Annotated in this window: 17 protein-coding genes; 7 read left to right on the top strand and 10 right to left on the bottom strand. The window is 45.2% G+C overall.

Features of this window, described 5'->3' with window-relative positions; translation table 11 throughout:
* The first annotated feature begins 20 nt into the window (after positions 1-20).
* A complete protein-coding gene (locus RIF36_RS25955; protein ID WP_350129526.1) occupies positions 21-3,281 on the top strand; it encodes a S41 family peptidase in 3,261 nt (1,086 codons plus the stop codon).
* A gap of 136 nt (positions 3,282-3,417) precedes the next feature.
* On the top strand, positions 3,418-4,677 hold the full coding sequence (locus RIF36_RS25950; RefSeq protein WP_350129529.1) for an aminotransferase class V-fold PLP-dependent enzyme: 1,260 nt from the start codon (positions 3,418-3,420) through the stop codon (positions 4,675-4,677).
* A gap of 58 nt (positions 4,678-4,735) precedes the next feature.
* Here the strand turns inward: RIF36_RS25950 and RIF36_RS25945 are convergent, their stop codons facing one another.
* The gene (locus tag RIF36_RS25945; RefSeq protein WP_350129532.1) at positions 4,736-5,440 is read right to left on the bottom strand and encodes an NUDIX hydrolase; all 705 of its coding nucleotides are present in this window, start codon (positions 5,438-5,440) and stop codon (positions 4,736-4,738) included.
* A 176-nt stretch (positions 5,441-5,616) separates the two neighbouring features.
* On the opposite strand from RIF36_RS25945, the gene RIF36_RS25940 reads away from it, so the two are divergent.
* Positions 5,617-7,248: a carboxylesterase/lipase family protein gene (locus RIF36_RS25940; protein ID WP_350129535.1), complete on the top strand. Its 1,632-nt coding sequence runs from the start codon at positions 5,617-5,619 to the stop codon at positions 7,246-7,248.
* Positions 7,249-7,353: 105 nt separating this feature from the next.
* Here the strand turns inward: RIF36_RS25940 and RIF36_RS25935 are convergent, their stop codons facing one another.
* The 6 genes from RIF36_RS25935 to RIF36_RS25910 all read right to left on the bottom strand — a co-directional run bounded on the left by RIF36_RS25935 (position 7,354) and on the right by RIF36_RS25910 (position 11,310).
* Complete coding sequence (locus RIF36_RS25935) at positions 7,354-8,436, bottom strand: Fic family protein (RefSeq protein ID WP_350129538.1); 1,083 nt, start codon at positions 8,434-8,436, stop codon at positions 7,354-7,356.
* Between the two features lie 361 nt (positions 8,437-8,797).
* Complete coding sequence (locus RIF36_RS25930; protein ID WP_502880864.1) at positions 8,798-9,283, bottom strand: PIN domain-containing protein; 486 nt, start codon at positions 9,281-9,283, stop codon at positions 8,798-8,800.
* Positions 9,280-9,519 (bottom strand): UPF0175 family protein, encoded by a 240-nt coding sequence (locus RIF36_RS25925; protein ID WP_350070402.1) that lies wholly within the window; start codon positions 9,517-9,519, stop codon positions 9,280-9,282. Before RIF36_RS25925 ends, RIF36_RS25930 begins: the two co-directional genes overlap by 4 nt.
* Positions 9,520-9,632: 113 nt before the next feature.
* A complete protein-coding gene (locus RIF36_RS25920) occupies positions 9,633-10,229 on the bottom strand; it encodes an START domain-containing protein (RefSeq protein WP_350129544.1) in 597 nt (198 codons plus the stop codon).
* Positions 10,230-10,241: 12 nt separating this feature from the next.
* Positions 10,242-10,652: a hypothetical protein gene (locus tag RIF36_RS25915; RefSeq protein WP_350129547.1), complete on the bottom strand. Its 411-nt coding sequence runs from the start codon at positions 10,650-10,652 to the stop codon at positions 10,242-10,244.
* A gap of 85 nt (positions 10,653-10,737) precedes the next feature.
* A complete protein-coding gene (locus RIF36_RS25910) occupies positions 10,738-11,310 on the bottom strand; it encodes a Crp/Fnr family transcriptional regulator (protein WP_350129550.1) in 573 nt (190 codons plus the stop codon).
* A gap of 478 nt (positions 11,311-11,788) precedes the next feature.
* On the opposite strand from RIF36_RS25910, the gene RIF36_RS25905 reads away from it, so the two are divergent.
* From RIF36_RS25905 to RIF36_RS25890, 4 genes are read left to right on the top strand one after another with little or no spacing between them, the layout of a single operon-like run.
* Positions 11,789-12,184, top strand: coding sequence for a hypothetical protein (locus RIF36_RS25905; RefSeq protein ID WP_350070414.1), 396 nt, complete (start codon positions 11,789-11,791; stop codon positions 12,182-12,184).
* Positions 12,171-12,791, top strand: coding sequence for a DUF2867 domain-containing protein (locus RIF36_RS25900; protein ID WP_350070417.1), 621 nt, complete (start codon positions 12,171-12,173; stop codon positions 12,789-12,791). Before RIF36_RS25905 ends, RIF36_RS25900 begins: the two co-directional genes overlap by 14 nt.
* A gap of 32 nt (positions 12,792-12,823) precedes the next feature.
* Entirely contained in the window at positions 12,824-13,834 is a 1,011-nt protein-coding gene (locus RIF36_RS25895; RefSeq protein ID WP_350070420.1) for a sensor histidine kinase, read from the top strand.
* Positions 13,831-14,538, top strand: a complete 708-nt coding sequence (locus RIF36_RS25890; protein ID WP_350070423.1) for a LytR/AlgR family response regulator transcription factor — start codon at positions 13,831-13,833, stop codon at positions 14,536-14,538. The genes RIF36_RS25895 and RIF36_RS25890 overlap by 4 nt, the downstream gene beginning before the upstream one ends.
* Before the next feature lie 155 nt (positions 14,539-14,693).
* On the opposite strand, the gene RIF36_RS25885 is transcribed toward RIF36_RS25890, so the two are convergent.
* The 3 genes from RIF36_RS25885 to RIF36_RS25875 form a co-directional block, all read right to left on the bottom strand.
* Positions 14,694-15,641, bottom strand: coding sequence for an SDR family NAD(P)-dependent oxidoreductase (locus RIF36_RS25885; RefSeq protein ID WP_350129553.1), 948 nt, complete (start codon positions 15,639-15,641; stop codon positions 14,694-14,696).
* A gap of 74 nt (positions 15,642-15,715) precedes the next feature.
* The gene (locus tag RIF36_RS25880; protein WP_350070429.1) at positions 15,716-16,285 is read right to left on the bottom strand and encodes a Crp/Fnr family transcriptional regulator; all 570 of its coding nucleotides are present in this window, start codon (positions 16,283-16,285) and stop codon (positions 15,716-15,718) included.
* Positions 16,286-16,488: 203 nt separating this feature from the next.
* On the bottom strand, positions 16,489-16,686 hold a 198-nt coding region (locus RIF36_RS25875; protein WP_350149703.1), incomplete at its 5' end, for an amidohydrolase family protein.

The raw sequence follows: 16,686 nt of genomic DNA, 5'->3' as shown, positions 1-16,686 counted from the left end.
AACCCAAAAAGACCATTCCTATGAATCTCCAATTGAATAAGCAGCTACTCTCCTTTTTAGCACTTTCCCTACTTCTCATACAAACTGCTGTTTTCGCCCAGGGCATTGAAGGCTATTACCGCTTCCCTAACATTCACGGGAACACAGTCGTTTTCACCGCTGAGGGAGACATCTGGATCGTGCCGCTTACCGGCGGATTGGCTCAGCGACTCACCACCCATGCGGAGGAAGAAACGGACGCCGCCATTTCTCCAGATGGCACCACCATTGCCTTCTCTGCGAGCTACGAAGGGCCGCAGGAGATTTACACCATGCCGATCTCCGGTGGTTTACCCACCCGCTGGACATTTGAGAGCGACCCCTCCACGATGAACTGCTGGACGCCCGACGGAAAAGTGGTGTACGACACCAGGGCGTATGCTACCCTCCCCGATCGTCAGCTGGTGACCATTGACCCCGCAACAAAAAAGAAAACAAGAATTCCTCTGGCTCAGGCAAGTGAAGCGTCCTTCGACGCCACCGGCAAAACGGTATACTTCGTAAGGCCGTCGTACCATGGCAATGTGACCAAGAGGTACAAAGGAGGCACCGCCCGACAGATTTGGAAGTATACCGAAGGAAGCCCGGAGGCAGTTCAGCTTACGCTCGGCTATGCAGGTGAAAGCCACCACCCCATGTGGTACGATGGGCGTGTCTATTTCATCACCGACCGTGACGGCACCATGAACGTCTGGTCGATTGATGAGAATGGTGCAGACCTAACTCAGCACACCACCCACAAAGACTTTGACGTTCGGGACGCTGGTCTTTCCAACGGCCACATTGTTTACCAGTGGGGTGCCGATATCTGGCATTACAGCATTCCTGACAACGCCCAAAACAAAATTGACATCCGAATCCCTACTGACCTCGATCAGCTTAGGGAAAGATGGGTAGACAATCCTGCAAAGTACATCAGCTCAGCTTCACCCGATAAAGAAGGAGACCGAATAGTGATCACAGCCAGAGGGCGGGTGTTTGTGGTGCCTGTGAAGTCGGGCAGAACAGTGGAGTTCACCGACAAGAAAGATGTCCGCTTTCGGGATGCCGTTTTCTCGGCCGATGGCAAAAACATCTACACATTGTCAGACGAAAGCGGAGAGTTTGAATTCATCAGCATGCCAGCAAACGGCATTGGTGTGCACAAAGCCCTCTCAAAAGACGGCACCGTGCTGAGATACAGAGGAGCACCCTCTCCCGACGGCAAGTGGCTGGCTTACGACGACCTGGAAGCACATCTGTTCATTCTCAACATTGCCACAGGTGTGAGCAAAAGAATATCTACCAATGAAGAAGGGGTAGGTCAATTTTCGTGGTCGCCCGACAGCAAGTGGATAGCCTTTGTACAGTCTGCCAATAACACCATGGCTCAGCTATTTGTATCCAATGTCGACACGGGCGATAGCTTTCCAATTACTACTGACAGAGCCAACAGCCTTTGGCCGGCCTGGAGTCCCGACGGCAAGTTCATTTACTTTTTATCAGATCGCAGCTTTACCACATTGGTAGGCTCGCCATGGGGTGCAAGGCAACCCGAACCCTACTTCGATGCCAGCGAAAAGATTTACCACATTGCCCTTCAAAAAGGCACCAGGTCGCCCTTCCGGCCAGATGATGAATTAGCGGTTAAAACAGAAAAGCCAGACAGTAAGGAGGGTGATAAGAAGGAGGAAGCCAAACCTGCAGTTGCCGTAAAAATAGACAAAGACGGCATCGCCGAAAGAATTGAAGAAGTGCCCGTGAGCCCTGGCAATTACAGAGGACTTGAAGTAACAAAAAAAGGCCTTTACCTGCTGAGCAGAGAAACAGGTGTTGGTGCCAAAACCCACGTTGGCGTGGTAAAGATCACCAACGACGACCCCAAGCTGGTCACGATGATCGAAGACATCAACGGCTTCAACCTGACAGGAAACGGCGAGAAAATGCTGGTGGTAAAGCAACGGAATTACTACATGGTTGAAACAGGCACAAGCAAGGTAGCTGACCTCAATGATAAGAAGATCGACCTAAGTGGCTGGAAGTTTGCCATTACCCCCAAAGAAGACTGGGAACAGATTTTCACAGATGCCTGGCGCATGGAAAGGGATTATTTCTACGATAAAAACATGCACGGCGTCAACTGGGATACCATGCATGCCAAATACCTGCCCCTCGTGGATAGGGTTACTACCAGAGAAGAGCTTTCCGACCTGATTGGCCGCTTTGTTGGTGAACTTTCTGCCCTGCACACAAGCGTAAGGGGCGGCGACACTAGAGAAGATGCCCTGGATGTCGTTGTAGCAAGCCTGGGAGCTATCTGCACAAGGGATGAGAGTAAAGGCGGTTACAGCATCGACTACATTTACAAAGCGGATCCGGATTACCCGGACGAAAAATCACCACTGGACGACCCTTACCTCGACATAAAGGTGGGCGATGTGATCACCAGCGTAAATGGGAAGGCTGCTTTGAGTGCCGTGGATATTGGAGAGCTTATCCGCAACCAGGCCGGTAAGCAGGTGCGAATGAGTGTGAAGCGTGGCACGGTCGAAAAGGATGTGATCGTGGTACCTATGAGCAATCCATACAGCCTTCGCTACCGGGACTGGGAGTATTCCAGGCGATTGGAAGTAGACAAAGCTACAGCCAATAGCGTAGGCTATGTACACCTGCAAGCCATGGGCAGCAGCGACCTTGAGCAGTGGTACCGGGAATTCTATCCGGTGTTTGACCGACAAGGCCTGATCATTGATGTTCGGCACAACCGGGGTGGAAATATCGAAAGCTTTGTGCTGGAGAAGCTGCTAAGAAAAGCATGGATGTATTGGAAAAGCCGCTCTGGCAAGCCGTACTGGAATATGCAATATGCTTTCAGAGGGCATATTGTCATTCTGGTGGACCAAAACACGGCATCCGATGGGGAGTCATTCGCCGACGGTTTCAAAAGACTGGAGCTGGGCACGGCCATTGGTACCCGTACCTGGGGCGGAGAAATCTGGCTAAGCGGCGCAAACACTTTGAGTGACGGTGGAATTGCCCGTGCGCCCATGATGGGTGTGTATGGGCCCGAAGGCAAGTGGTTGGTGGAAGGCCATGGCTTCGAACCAGACATTGTGGTAGACAACCTGCCCCATGCCACCTTCCAGGGTGAGGATGCGCAACTGAAAGCAGCGATAGCGTTTTTGCAAAAGAAGATCAAAGAAGACCCAAGGCCAGTACCGCCAGTGCCAGCGTATCCTGATAAATCGTTTGAGAATAAATAACAGGGTAGCCAGCCTATCTTCTATCCTTCCCGTTTGCAACGGGAAGGGATGAAACAGGCGATTGTATCGCCTTTTCACCAATCCTTTTAAAAATAAAACCTTGTCTGTTTTAAATAAGGAGTAGAAATTAGTGGTTATGAGCAATAGACGCAGCTTTCTACGACGAGCCTCCAAAAGTGCCATCGGTATCTCCGCCATACCATTTCTATCAACTGCACCAGCTTCTTTCCAATTCCCAACAGCCGAGGGCGAGGCCTACTGGACTGAATTAAGAAAAGCTTTTCCGCTTCAAGATAAGCGGGTCTACTTCAACAATGGCACTTTCGGTCCGTCGCCCACACCTGTGCTTGACACCATCAAAAAGTACTTGGACGAGACAAATAGCTCGGGCGAGTATGGTCATACTGATAAAGCCAGGGAAGTACTGGCAACTTTTGTGGGAGTAAAAACTGAGGAGCTCAGCCTGACACACAACACCACTGAAGGTATCAACATCGTGACCTGGGGGCTACCCCTGAAAGCTGGCGATGAGGTGATTGTGACTTTACATGAACATGTGGGCAATGCCCTGCCCTGGCTCAATCGGGCCAAACTACACGGCATCGTGCTCAAACCCTTCGAACCAGCCATGACAGCAGACGAAAACCTGGCCAGGATCAAAGCGCTGGTGACGCCAAAAACAAAAGTGATAGCAATACCCCATATCACCTGCACCACAGGCCTGGTGCTACCCATCAAAGAAATTACCGCATGGGCCCGCAGCAAAAGTATTTTCACTGCCATCGACGGCGCCCATGGGTCTGGTACTTTCAACCTGAACTTGAGGGAGCTCGGCTGCGATTTCTACGCCACCTCCTGCCACAAATGGATGCTGGGGCCGAATGGCACGGGGTTCCTTTATGTGAGAGAGGAGCTACTCGACACTTTGCAGGCATATCAGGTAGGTGCTTATTCCGACACAGGCTGGGATCTGTACAGCAACCCACCACAAATGGGTCCTAATGTACCTACCGCCCATCGTTTTGACTACGGTTCACAAAGCAAACCTATGTACATGGGGGCTGCAGCTTCGGCAGAGTTTCATTCCTCTGTGGGTAAAGAAAAAATTGAGAACAGGGTAAAAGAGCTTTCCTCGCTCCTGTTCGATGGACTCAGTCAATTCAAACAAAAACTTAATATCCTCACTCCTGTTGAAGAGGCCTCACGCATTTGCATGATCACCTTTAAACCGAAAAATATTGGCTACAAGGAATTCAACACATTGGGTGCCAAAGCCAGTTTCCGATTGAGGGTGGTGCCTGAAAGTCATCTCGATGCCATCAGGGTATCGACACATATCTACAACTCAAAAGCGGAAGTGGAAAGGTTCGTGGAATTTGTTGGGGAAACGCTGTAAGTGGCTGAGGATTTGAGGAATCGAGTATTTGATGCATTGTTCTCAAATACTCGATTCCTCAGCTCCTCAAATCCTCACTCCTTGCAAACGAATATAAAAACGGCGCCTTGTGCGCTCCTCCATTGTACAGCTTCTCATGCCGCACCAGCAGGTCAGACGCCAGCAACTTGCGCTGGAAGGTAGTGCGGCGTAGCTTTTCCCCCAGAATCGCCTCATACACCGACTGCAACTCTTTCATGGTGAACTTTTCCGGCAGCAGGTTGGTCAACTTGTGGTCAAGGTTTTGCCTGAGCGTTTGAAGCGCTTTGTTGACGATTTTTTGGTGGTCAAGCATCAGTTTTGGCAGGCCGTCTACGTCATACCATGTACATGAATCAGAAATAGCATCAGGCCGGGGCACCACTTTCTCATAATCGATAAGGGCATAATACGCCACGGAGATAAAGCGCTCCAGCAGCCAGTGATCGTCCGACACGTTGTCATCTATCGCCTGAAGAATGGTTTTCATCACCTCTGGCTTGAAACGGGCCATGTCGCCGAAAGTATAAAACTGCTCCAGGTATATATCGTCGAGACCGGTTCGTTCTTTCAAACCCCGGCGCACGGCGTCATTCAAATCCTCCTTTATTCCCACAAAGCCCCCTGGCAAGGCGAACAGTTTCGTGTTGTGATACTCCATGATCAGGATTTTCAGCTTATCACCAGAGAAGCCAAAAATGACTGAGTCGTAAGCAATATGAGGAAGATAATCTGTTCTGTCCATTTGAATGATGAGTGTTGCCCATGTCGTGCCCACAACGAAGGCAACAGCCGAGTTGGTGGCACGACATTGCTTTTGGCTTCTTCTCTACTCCCAATAATTCAAAATAAATAGGAGTTCTCCAAAATACTGGTTATTATTGTTACAAATTGAGACAATAATAAAACACCCACTTACATATGAAAAAACTCACCTTACTCGTGGGGTGGCTATGTTTGATCAGCGCTACAGCCATGGCACAGAAAAACAATAGTTTCCCCGTTCAAGCTAAAACTGAAAATGGCACCATCGAAGGCAACTACGATGTGACTACCAGCTTATCAATGTACTTCGGCATTCCATTTGCCAAACCACCTGTCGGTGAACTGAGATGGAAAGCTCCACAGCCAGTGGAGAACTGGAGTGGTGTAAAACAAACCAAGAAATTTGGCCCACGTGCCGTGCAAGCAGCGGTGTTCGGCGATATGAACTTCCGCTCCGACGGCATCAGCGAGGACTGCCTCTACCTGAACGTGTGGTCACCCGCTAAAGCCAAAGAAACCGGACTTCCTGTGCTTGTGTACTTCTACGGTGGCGGCTTTGTAGCGGGCGATGGCTCCGAGCCACGCTACGACGGTGCCAGCATGGCCAAAAAGGGCATTGTCGTTGTAACAGTTAACTACCGCCTGGCCATCTTCGGCTTTTTCGCTCACCCAGAGTTGAGTGCTGAGTCACCCTACAAAGGCTCAGGCAACTACGGTTTGCTGGACCAAAACGCTGCCCTGAAGTGGGTGCAGAAAAACATCGCTGCTTTTGGTGGCGACCCTAAGAAGGTAACTATTGCAGGCGAGTCGGCAGGTTCTATTTCGGTAAGCGCACAAATGGCCTCTCCCCTTTCCAAGGATTTGATTGCTGGTGCTATTGGAGAAAGTGGCGCAGCCATTAATCCAACATTGGCTCCTGTGCCATTGACGGAGGCTGAAAAGACAGGACTGGAGTTTGCGCAAAAAGCTGGCTACCCAACGCTGAAAGAACTGAGAGCCCTTAGCACCAAGGAAGTTTATGAGATTTACCAGGCGTCCAGACGCTTCGGCTTCCCTACAGTGATCGATGGGTACTTTTACCCTAAGACTATCCCGCAGATTTTCAATGCCAAAGAGCAGGCCATGGTGCCGCTACTGCTGGGCTGGAACTCTGCGGAAATCCCTGGCATGGCCTTTATGCAGGGCAAGCCCTACAACGAAGAAAGCTATGTGGCCAAAGTGAAGGAAGTATATCCGGACGACCACAAAGAAGTGCTGAAGCTCTATCCTTATGGCTCAGAAAAAGAGATCGAGCTTTCAGCCACCGCACTTGCTTCCGACAGATTCATTTCCTACAGCACCTGGAAGTGGTTTGACCTGCACAGAAAAAATAGCAACCAGCCAGTGTATCGCTACCTGTTCAGCAGAGTGAGGCCTCCACTGAGAGACCAAACACTTGCTTCAGGTTTGGCGGGCGGCACTGTGAAGAAAGATGAAAATGCACCCAAAATGCCGGAACCAGTTGGTGCTTCTCATGCCTCAGAAATTGAATATTGCATGGGCAACCTTTACCTGGTCGACGACTATGCCTGGACGCCGGACGACTTCAAAGTGTCAGAAACCATGGAAAATTTCTTTGCCAACTTCATTAAAACCGGCAATCCCAACGGTGATGGCGTACCTAACTGGCCAGCCGCTGAAGCGAAGGACACAACGCCTCCGGTTATGATTATCGATGTGGAATCCAAAGCAGTAGATGCGAAAGACGACGCCCGGTATGTGTTTTTGGACAAGGCGTATAAGAACTAAGCGATTAAAGGGGGTTACTCTGCCAGACAACACATAGTAACCCCTTAAATTTTTTGGAGAAAGATAAATTGAAAGGCTCCGGGAGATCGGAGCCTTTTCATTTCCCTAGCCTTCCAGTATTTCCATGAGCCGCCTGTTAAGATATAGTTTCTCTTTTCCGACTTTAGTAGCACTTAAAAAGCCTCTGGCTTCCAAGGAAAGAAGATAATTTCCTACGGTTTTGGGAGTTCCTAGTCCGGCGTCGATCAAAAACTGTCTTTTGGTATACGGAAGCCTGAAAAGCACCTCTATCAAATCTTTAGAATATGTTTTGGGCAACTCCTGCTTTATCTCCTCAGCCATTGTCGTCATCAACGAAACCACCTTTTCAAGGCGGATTAACCCATTCTTTGCAGTCGTTTCTACCATTTCAAGCATGTAAAGAATAAAACTTTCCCAATCACCCGCCTCAGTTACTCCTCTTATATTGCGGTAATACTCCGCCTTGTTTTCAATGATGTACTCGCTTAAGTAAATAGCTGGTATGTCCAGCAGCTTGCTCAACTTCAGGTAAAGCAGCAATAAGATCCTGCCTGTCCTTCCATTTCCATCTGCAAAAGGGTGAATCGCCTCAAACTGGTAATGAATAATAGCCATTTTGATCAACGGATCCAGTCCGTCGTAATCATTAATGAACTTTTCCAGATTCGCCAACTTGTCCCTGATGATTTCATCACCAGAGGGAGGGGTGTATATTACTTCGCCTTTTTGGTTAGCTAAAGTGGTTCCAGGAGTTGTTCGGATGCCACCTGTGTTTTTCTTTATACACTGAACAATTTCAATACAAAGATTAGTTGTAATGAAAGGTTTCGCTTCTAATCTACTTAGACCCAGCCAAATTGCCTCTTTATAGCTCAAAACCTCCTTAGTGGCCGATTTCTCAAACATCTTCTCTGCTACAATGGCCTTATACAAGTCGTCGTTAGTAGTAATAATATTCTCAATGGCTGAACTCGCTTTGGCTTCCTGCAAGTTGATAGTATCCAGAAATAGTGTTGGGTTCGGCAGGTTTAAAAGTGCACCGTTCAATTGAGCCAGTGCTCTGCTGGCGGCGATGGCTTTAATCAATACCGGCTTGGTCTCCACTCCTTCTTTTGGAGGCAGCAAAGGCAACGCATTGTATGGTAGTTCTCGATTAAAGCCTGGCATTTAAGGAGGTAAATATTACCCTTGACAACTCAAAGAGGGTAAAAATACGAAAGTTTTACCCTCGTTTACAACTAGTAAGTAAATTTTACCCTGGTAAGTCTGCAGCCATCAATTGGCAAGAGCCAAGAATCTCCTACAAGGGTCTCTGAGTAATAACCCCTACCCAAAAATGGTGATTGGATTCTTCATCCTCAGAGTCTCTTCCTTGCGTCAGGAGAATCTGAGGGAAAATCGAGTTAATCGATTAGAGGGGTTGCTCTGCCAAACTACGCATAATAACCCCTTAAATTTTTTGGAGAAAGGTAAATTGAAAGGCTCCGGGAGATCGGAGCCTTTTTTAATACTCTTTTGAACCTAAGGTTTAATCGCCCTTCACTTCACCGAGGCTCTTAAGCACCCTTTCCACAAGTGATTTGTCAAGCCTGAATCCAATCTCGACGAGCTTCTTGATATTTTCTTGGACTGATGAAATCAAACCTAGCTTTTTAGCCTGAATCAACACCCCAAGTATTCCAGATATTTTGACCCCGTACAATTCAGCTATTTTTCTTCCTTTATATTCATCAATTATCAGGTAGTTTGCATCACTTTCGATTGCCACAATGATGGACTCAGACTCTCCCAAATCGAGCATTTCGAGTAATTGAGCTAACATCTCACGGTTTTCTGGTGCCCTTACATTTATCCAACTAAATTGGTCTATCTGTTCACCATGATCGGAGAATGCCCTCAACTCTCTTTGCACAGCAGGAGCGATTAACACTTGCCCATAGAGTGTGTGCAAAATACTTACAAGACCTATTTGCAGAAGATTAGAAATTGATGACGTGTCGCAAACGACGGTCATAGATCAATTCCAAGATTCTTGAGATCACTATTTAAGTCCTCTTCAGAATAATGAATATTAATATCTCGCTTCGCTAGCTCCTTTTGAAAGCTCATTTGATCAAGACTTGCCAAATGGCGAGCCTGTCCCATACTCATCCTTTTTTTATCATACAGGTAGCATGCCACATCGATGAGTAATTCACCGGCAGATGTTTTAGCCTTTGAAAGCGTTTCGTCACTGATGATGAGGGCCATATTCTTCAAATTTTATCGAAAACAATTTACCAATTAATAACCAAACAGATTCTGTTTTGCAGTTGTTTCTTAAATCAAATTGAGACCTTGGTATTGGCCGGATGTATTTTATTTTACTCGTTAAGCATCTTTCTCAACCCAGACAATGTTCGGAAAGGCAGTTCAGCTATTGAATTGTTGGCCAGCCATGGCGGAATATTATCTCCTGGTTCGGAGTGAAATACATAGGTCACTTCTGTTTTGCCGTCTATCGGCTGCAACAAAATATACCCCTCTGCTTTTTTCATTCGCACTATTCCTTGCTTTTCCGGCACGTAATCAGGGATTCCTTTCAGCAAAATTTTCACTATTCCGTTGGCAGACACATTAACAGACATGCGGTAAACCATGTCTCTATTACTGTATGGCCATGGAAATATGGTCTCCACATAATTGTATTGTGCATCACCCGCTTGCTTTAGGAGTGCCGATGTTTTTGTGTAACCATACCATTTGGTGTAATCATCCGCATTTTTCAGTATTTCCACTATTTCGTCCGTTGACGCAACGACGGCCATAACGGCCTTAAAAGACTTGAAAGCTGACCCTTCTTCTTCTTTCGTGTAAACGATAATACCGTCTTTGTCCCTGTCAATTTCCCATGACTGTTGGGCATGAGATACTATTGACAAGAACCCGAATGCGCTTATCAGCAATATGCTAACTTTCACGATTTCTGCTGATTAGAGGATACTTTCTTTGGTTTGATACAGCCTGAAGAAGTAATACGTGAAAAGAATCGAAAAAATGAAATCACCGATGATGACGATGAACACAACAGGCCCGGCAAGCCCCGACAGGTAAAACTTCAACAACGAAATGGCAAAGCCAACTTTACCAATTCCTCCAACTATGACAATTCCTGTATGTTTCAGCGGATTGTACGCCACAATGGAGTAGCCAATAAAATAGACCAGTGTCGTTCCCCAAGCCCCCTGATAGATGGCATAGTATAGCGGATCTGTTAACTCCCTGTTGAAAAAACCATGAAAAGTGAAAGCGGTGTTGAAATAGCCAAAAATGGCACCTATGAGGTTCCAAAGTGCTGAAACAACAAATAAGCCTTTGAAAAAACTGAGTTCATTGCTTTCCATTACAATATCGATTTTGGTTAAAATTGAATTGTAAAGTAAGAGCATGAAAAACGGCTGGGCATTTACATATGTAAAGAAATGCTGGTCAGAGGGATCGGTTTTTTCTAATTCTGCTCAATTGGGTAGGGCTAATGCCAAGGTAAGAGGCGATATGGTATTGTGGTATTTTTAATTCAATTCCCGGATATTCCTCCTGCATGATCAGGTATCGCTTGTCAGCGTCCAGCATAGCCATTTCGAGTTCTTTTTTCTCATTACTCAAAAAGTAATTTTCGGCTATTATTCGCCTCAATCTTTCTATCTCAAAATTTCCCTCGGATACCTTTTCTATTTCGTGAAACGAAGCTTTCCAAATTTTGCAATCTGTAAGGGCCTGCTGAGCAACATTGTTCTTTTGCTTGCTGATCAGCGACGCATAGGAGCCAATGATTGAAGGCGCTGAAAAGAAGGTCTTGTTATATTCCTTCCCCTCATTGTTGACGTAAAAAGCCCTTACAATGCCAGTTTCCAGAAAGGCAATTTCCCTTGCATATTCTCCGGTCTTCACAAAATACGCCCCCTTCTTCAGCTCATCACAAACAAACATGCCTGCCATCAGACTTATTATCTTTTCAGAAAGCGGGATGGTGCTGTTAAAAAATTTAATGAGGTTCTCCATAATGTGTTTGGCTAGGTTGACCATTCTGAGTCTTTGGTGGGTAACGACTAACTTGGCCAAGGCATGGAGCTATAATGCAGTTCAGTCCTCTCTAGCACTTATCCACTCTACCGATAGCTCGGCAGATAAAATTAACCTTTGTGGCGGACAATCCAAGCCAGCAAATGATCGAAAACCTATGAAGCCACATTCATTGTGAAGCGGCGTGTTAGCATCATTTGTCCGTACCTACCGAGACAAATAGCGAAAAATGATAACGTCAGAAAAATGTGCTTCATCTAGATAATTGATGCTAACCTCCTGATAAGTATCCCACTCATTTTGCCTTGAGCTTCAATCGACAACATTAAGGAGTGAGCATGACACTACCAATGAAGTCTTTAGTTCCTAAATCACAGCGTTCGCAGATACAATTCGTCAGTTCGCAGATTACGTTTTGTGCATAGGTATTATCCTGCATCCTTTGCCAAAAAAAGTTATGAAAAAACATGTCCTGTTCATTCGGCTTGGTGGGGTGATCAACCTGTTGGTCGGAATCCTACACGTCAGCTTTTGGAGCATATTTGATTGGCATGATGAGTTATCGAAGCTAAGTGTGGATAATAGCAATATCATGCAAATGCTCAATTTATTCTTGATCGTTTTCTTTTTCTACACGGCGTTCGTGCTGTTGGTAATGCCGGGTAAACTCTTGTCTAATAATGCGGGCCGAGCTTTTATCGGGATGTTTGCGACGCTCTATTTGTCACGATTGGCGATGGAGTTCTATTTTCCTAATGGGAGTATTGTATTTGCTACCTTCTTAACGGTAGCTGCCTTCTTTTTTGTTTTGCCACTATTTCAAACCAAAAACCTAAGTCATGCGAATCAATAAGGAAGAACATCTCAAACATGCCTGGCGTGTGCATCGACTCTTACCGGATCTAAGAATAGAAGACGTATGGGATCTGCCAGTTGAGTTGGATACCGATCAATACATAGGGGAGTTAAATGCTTCTTTTGTACAGGCATTGGAAGCAACCACCTCGAGCGGACTGGCCGGTTGGCTGTTTAGACTTAGGTTTTTCATTGGAAAAGTATTGGGATGGGAGGACACGCCCAAGACCAAAGAAACAATGCCGGCTGGCAGCATTCGGAAGCGGTATGCGAACCAGGAAGGATTGTCGACACTTGATGTTGAATATACTGGTTTTGCTGACTTTGTGCCAGTCTATGATTTGAAGGAAGAAATGCTATCGGAGATAGAGAATGTAACAGTGCTGGCGGCTGTTCACTTCGGGCGGGTCCTAAAAGAGAATGGCCAATACGGGGTACAGATGACGGTATATGTAAAGCCAAAAGGACTTTTTGGGGAAGTGTATATGCAATTGATCAAGCCATTTCGACTGCTTATTGTTTATCCCGTCATGCTCAAGCTCATTGGGCGCCAGTGGGAAAAGTTTCAGCAACGAAAAGTTTCAGGCCAACAGTCGGTTAATTAATTTGCTGGAACTGACCCCTACTCAAAGGACACATGCAAAAACTGCTTTATTTTATTGTCCATTTTTTGTTTTGGACCACATTTGCTGCCTTGTCCTGGATGAGCATCAGCGCTAATCCCGGGGAGATTGGCTTTTTGTCTGCCAACCCTGAGGCGGCTGTTCTGTTGGGGTTGTGGGGCATCATCAATTTCTATGCTTTCTATGGCTACTTTCAGCCATTGTTTCTTGACACCAGGAGGTACTTTAGCTATCTCATTGTTGCTGTATCGTTCAGCGCAGTGATGTCCCTGGTTTTTGTCGGGGGGTTCTGGCTGCTCTATCCTGAGTTTAGAGCGTTTGCCACGCAGAAGCTGCTGGAAGGGGTAGTTGGGTCATTTCTAATCAGTCAATGTGGCAGCTTGCTGCGTGGATTTATCAGCTGGAACCAAAACCTGCAGAACAAAACTGCCCTGGAAAATCAGTCGCTGCGCAATGAGTTGGCCATGTTGAAAGCCCAATTGAGCCCCCATTTTCTTTTTAATACCCTCAACAATATTGATACGCTGATCTATCGCTCGCAAGACGAGGCATCAGCTATGCTTATCAAATTGGCAGGATTACTTCGGTATATGCTTTATGAAAGTGATGGCAAGGAAGTACCTATCGAAAAAGAAGTGGAGTATATCTGTCAATTGACTGAGTTGCAGCGCTTGAGGTTTGAACATCCCGAATATATAGAGCTTAAGATTGACAGCACAGCAAATGAATTGACCATAGCGCCCTTGCTATTTCTGCCATTTATTGAAAATGCCTTCAAGTTTGTGTCAAAGCCAGCAAATATGCCAGCCATAAAGATCCATATGGATGTGACCGATCAGCTAGTGCGATTGACCTGTCAAAACTATTTTAGCCCTGAAAAAGAGGATACCAAGGAAATGAGACATGGCATAGGATTGGCCAATGCTCGCAGAAGGTTGGAGTTGCTGTATGCCGATGCTTTTGATCTTCAGATATCAACACAAGACAACCTATTTGAAGTAGACCTATCCATCAAAATGACATGACCCTCTCCTGCATTATCATCGAAGATGAGCCGTTGGCTGCTGAAAAACTGAAAGGTTTTATCCATAGATCGCCTTACCTCGATCTCAAGGAAAGTTTTAGAAGCAGTCTCGAAGGGCTCAAGTACATGAAGGAACATCCTGTGGATTTGGTGTTTCTAGACATTCAAATGGATGCCATGACGGGTATCGAGTTGCTGGAGAGCCTTACCCAAAAGCCTCTGGTCATCTTAACCACCGCTTACGAGCAATACGCACTCAAGGGCTATGAACTACAAGTGAGTGACTATTTGCTAAAACCGTTTGATTTTACGAGGTTTTTGAAGTCGGTCGACAAGGTGTATGAAGAATTGACATGGCGCAGGCAAACAAAAGACGCTCCCAACAACAGCATTTTTGTAAAGACTGAATATCGAATCGAAAAAGTGCTCATCGACACCATACTATATGTAGAGGGGATGAGTGACTACTTGCGGATTCATACCACAGAGGGTAAGCAAATCATGTGCTTACAAAACTTTGCTTCCTTCGAAGGCGTGTTACCAGAAAGCAACTTTGTTCGTGTTCATAGATCTTACCTGATCGCCATTGACAAGATCAACAGCATCGAAAGATCGATCATCAAAATCGGAGAGATGCGAATCCCTATAGGTAAAACTTATCAGGAAAAGTTTTTCGAGCTCCTTGGCAAAAAAGGGTTGCTGTAAAAGGTGAGTGAATTTTAGAATTTTGCTTATACGTCCAACTATCATCCGTAAGCTGGATTTTCAAATATCTATAAAAGTATCTTATAGCACTTGCCTTTGCAAACCTGCCTGTCGGCAGACAGGTAGCTCAGTTAGCTTATGGATGGAAGTGTTTGTTATGTGCCTGCATTTTGCAATAGCATGGGTATATCTTCTTGTTTCATATTGAGTAGTTCTAAGGAAGAATTCCAAAGTTCTTCCTGGTACGATTTGTTGTAAGAATCATCCGAAGAGCTAATTACTTTTTCCCCCTCAAAGTATTTCCCTCTAGCACTTCTGTACTTTTCAGAAAAAGCAAGGTTGGCTAAACGTTTACCCGAGTTTTTAGCGGTATTTACATTCGGTTTGAGAAGGACAAGTATTGGAAAAATGTTCTTCCATAAGAATTGCATAAATGAAGGATATGTTCTCGCAAGGCCTGTACCTGGAACCATCCCAGGATCAAAAGCATTGATGCGAATATTGGTCTCTAATAGCATTTCATGAAGTTTATAAACTGTCAGGATATTACACAGTTTTGAGGTTGAATATCTTCGTTCTCCATTGATTTTGTCAGTATCACCATTTTCCGTAGGATAAGCTAATGATTTTGCATTTTGAAAAATTGGTATGGAGATTGGTGTTTTTTGTTTGGGATCGTGTACACCACTGGCTGTAAAGACTATACTTCCATTTTTTTCTAGAAAAGGTAAAAGCAATAGGGTTAGGTAAAGTGGTGCAACATGATTAACTCCAAAGGTAATTTCATATCCGTCCTTTGTGTATTGTGTCTTTCCAATATTCTGGATACCGGCATTGTTGATTAATGCGGAAATTCCTTTCGACTCAAGATTTGCAAAGGCCGTTTTAAAATCTCTGATCGACTGTAAAGAAGTTAAGTCAAGTGGCATGCAAACTAGATGATTATGGCCTGTCATTTGTTTGATTCTGCGGATTGTATGATGACCAGAATCTAAGTTTCTGCAGGTCAGAATTATTTGTTCATGAGGTGCTATTTTGGCCATTTGTATTGCACATTCATAGCCGATACCGCTTGTAGCTCCCGTAATAATTATTGATTTCATTTTTGATATTTTTTGTACACTGCAAACTTGAAGCAGCGAAAAATGAAATCATTTGTCATTTGGCAAATAGCAGTCTATCGAATATTTTTTCTTATTCGGCTCAATGAAGACTGGGTAATACCTAGATAGGAGGCTAAATAAGACAAAGGGACCCTGTTGGCAAGTGAGGGGAATTTTTCAAGGAAAGCAAGGTATCGGGAAGTAGCATCTTCGGAGAGCATTGGGCTTAATTTATTGACCTTTTCGATCAGAGCCCTCTCTGTGACTTTTGCAATGATACCATCCCAGGGGATAATGGTGGATGAAAGCTCTTCCCAAGCTTGTGTAGTGAATATTAAAAGCCTGCAAGTGGATACAGCCTGGACATACTCTGATGAAGGAATTTTCTGAGTGTAGCTATTGATGTCCACCACGAAATTATGTTCCTCTATAAAATATTTTGTGATCTCATCACCCTTGCTGTTGTAATAGCATACACGTAAAATACCTTCCAGTATAAATGCTATACGTTTAGGAGTCTTCCCGGCTTCTGAGAAGTACTCATCCTTCTTCAGTTCCAGGAAGGTTGTTTTGCTTGTAATTAAGTCAATCTGTTGTTGATTGAGTTGATCAAACTGCAACAAATAATTGATTAGCGGTTCCATTAGCGCAAAACTATTTGGTGATAATCAATCACTAATTGTCATATGATAAAAAGTTGAATCTTAACAATACCACCACTGCACATAACGCTCAGCTAAAATGAGTATGCGCCCCAGTTACTAGAAGCAGTTAGGTTTCCTATCTGCAATGTCCTTTCAAAATGCTCAGTTCGCATATTCATTTTAGTGTTTGCTGGTGGTCGTTTTTATTGATCTAGTCGCTTCTGAATTCGGCCCCTTTTAATTACAGAATTAATTAGTAGGGTGTTATTGATGTCATCAATAGGGTTCTTATTCAGCAATACCATATTTGCAATTTTCCCTACTTCAATTGAACCTAAACTGTCCTGGGCACTCATCATTTCAGCAGCATTAAGTGTTCCCATTTTTATGATCTCAACTGG

Origin of the sequence: Imperialibacter sp. (assembly GCF_040222815.1) — a bacterium.
Classification (GTDB): Bacteria; Bacteroidota; Bacteroidia; order Cytophagales; family Cyclobacteriaceae; genus Imperialibacter.
This window is presented reverse-complemented; position numbering and strand designations above follow the sequence as displayed.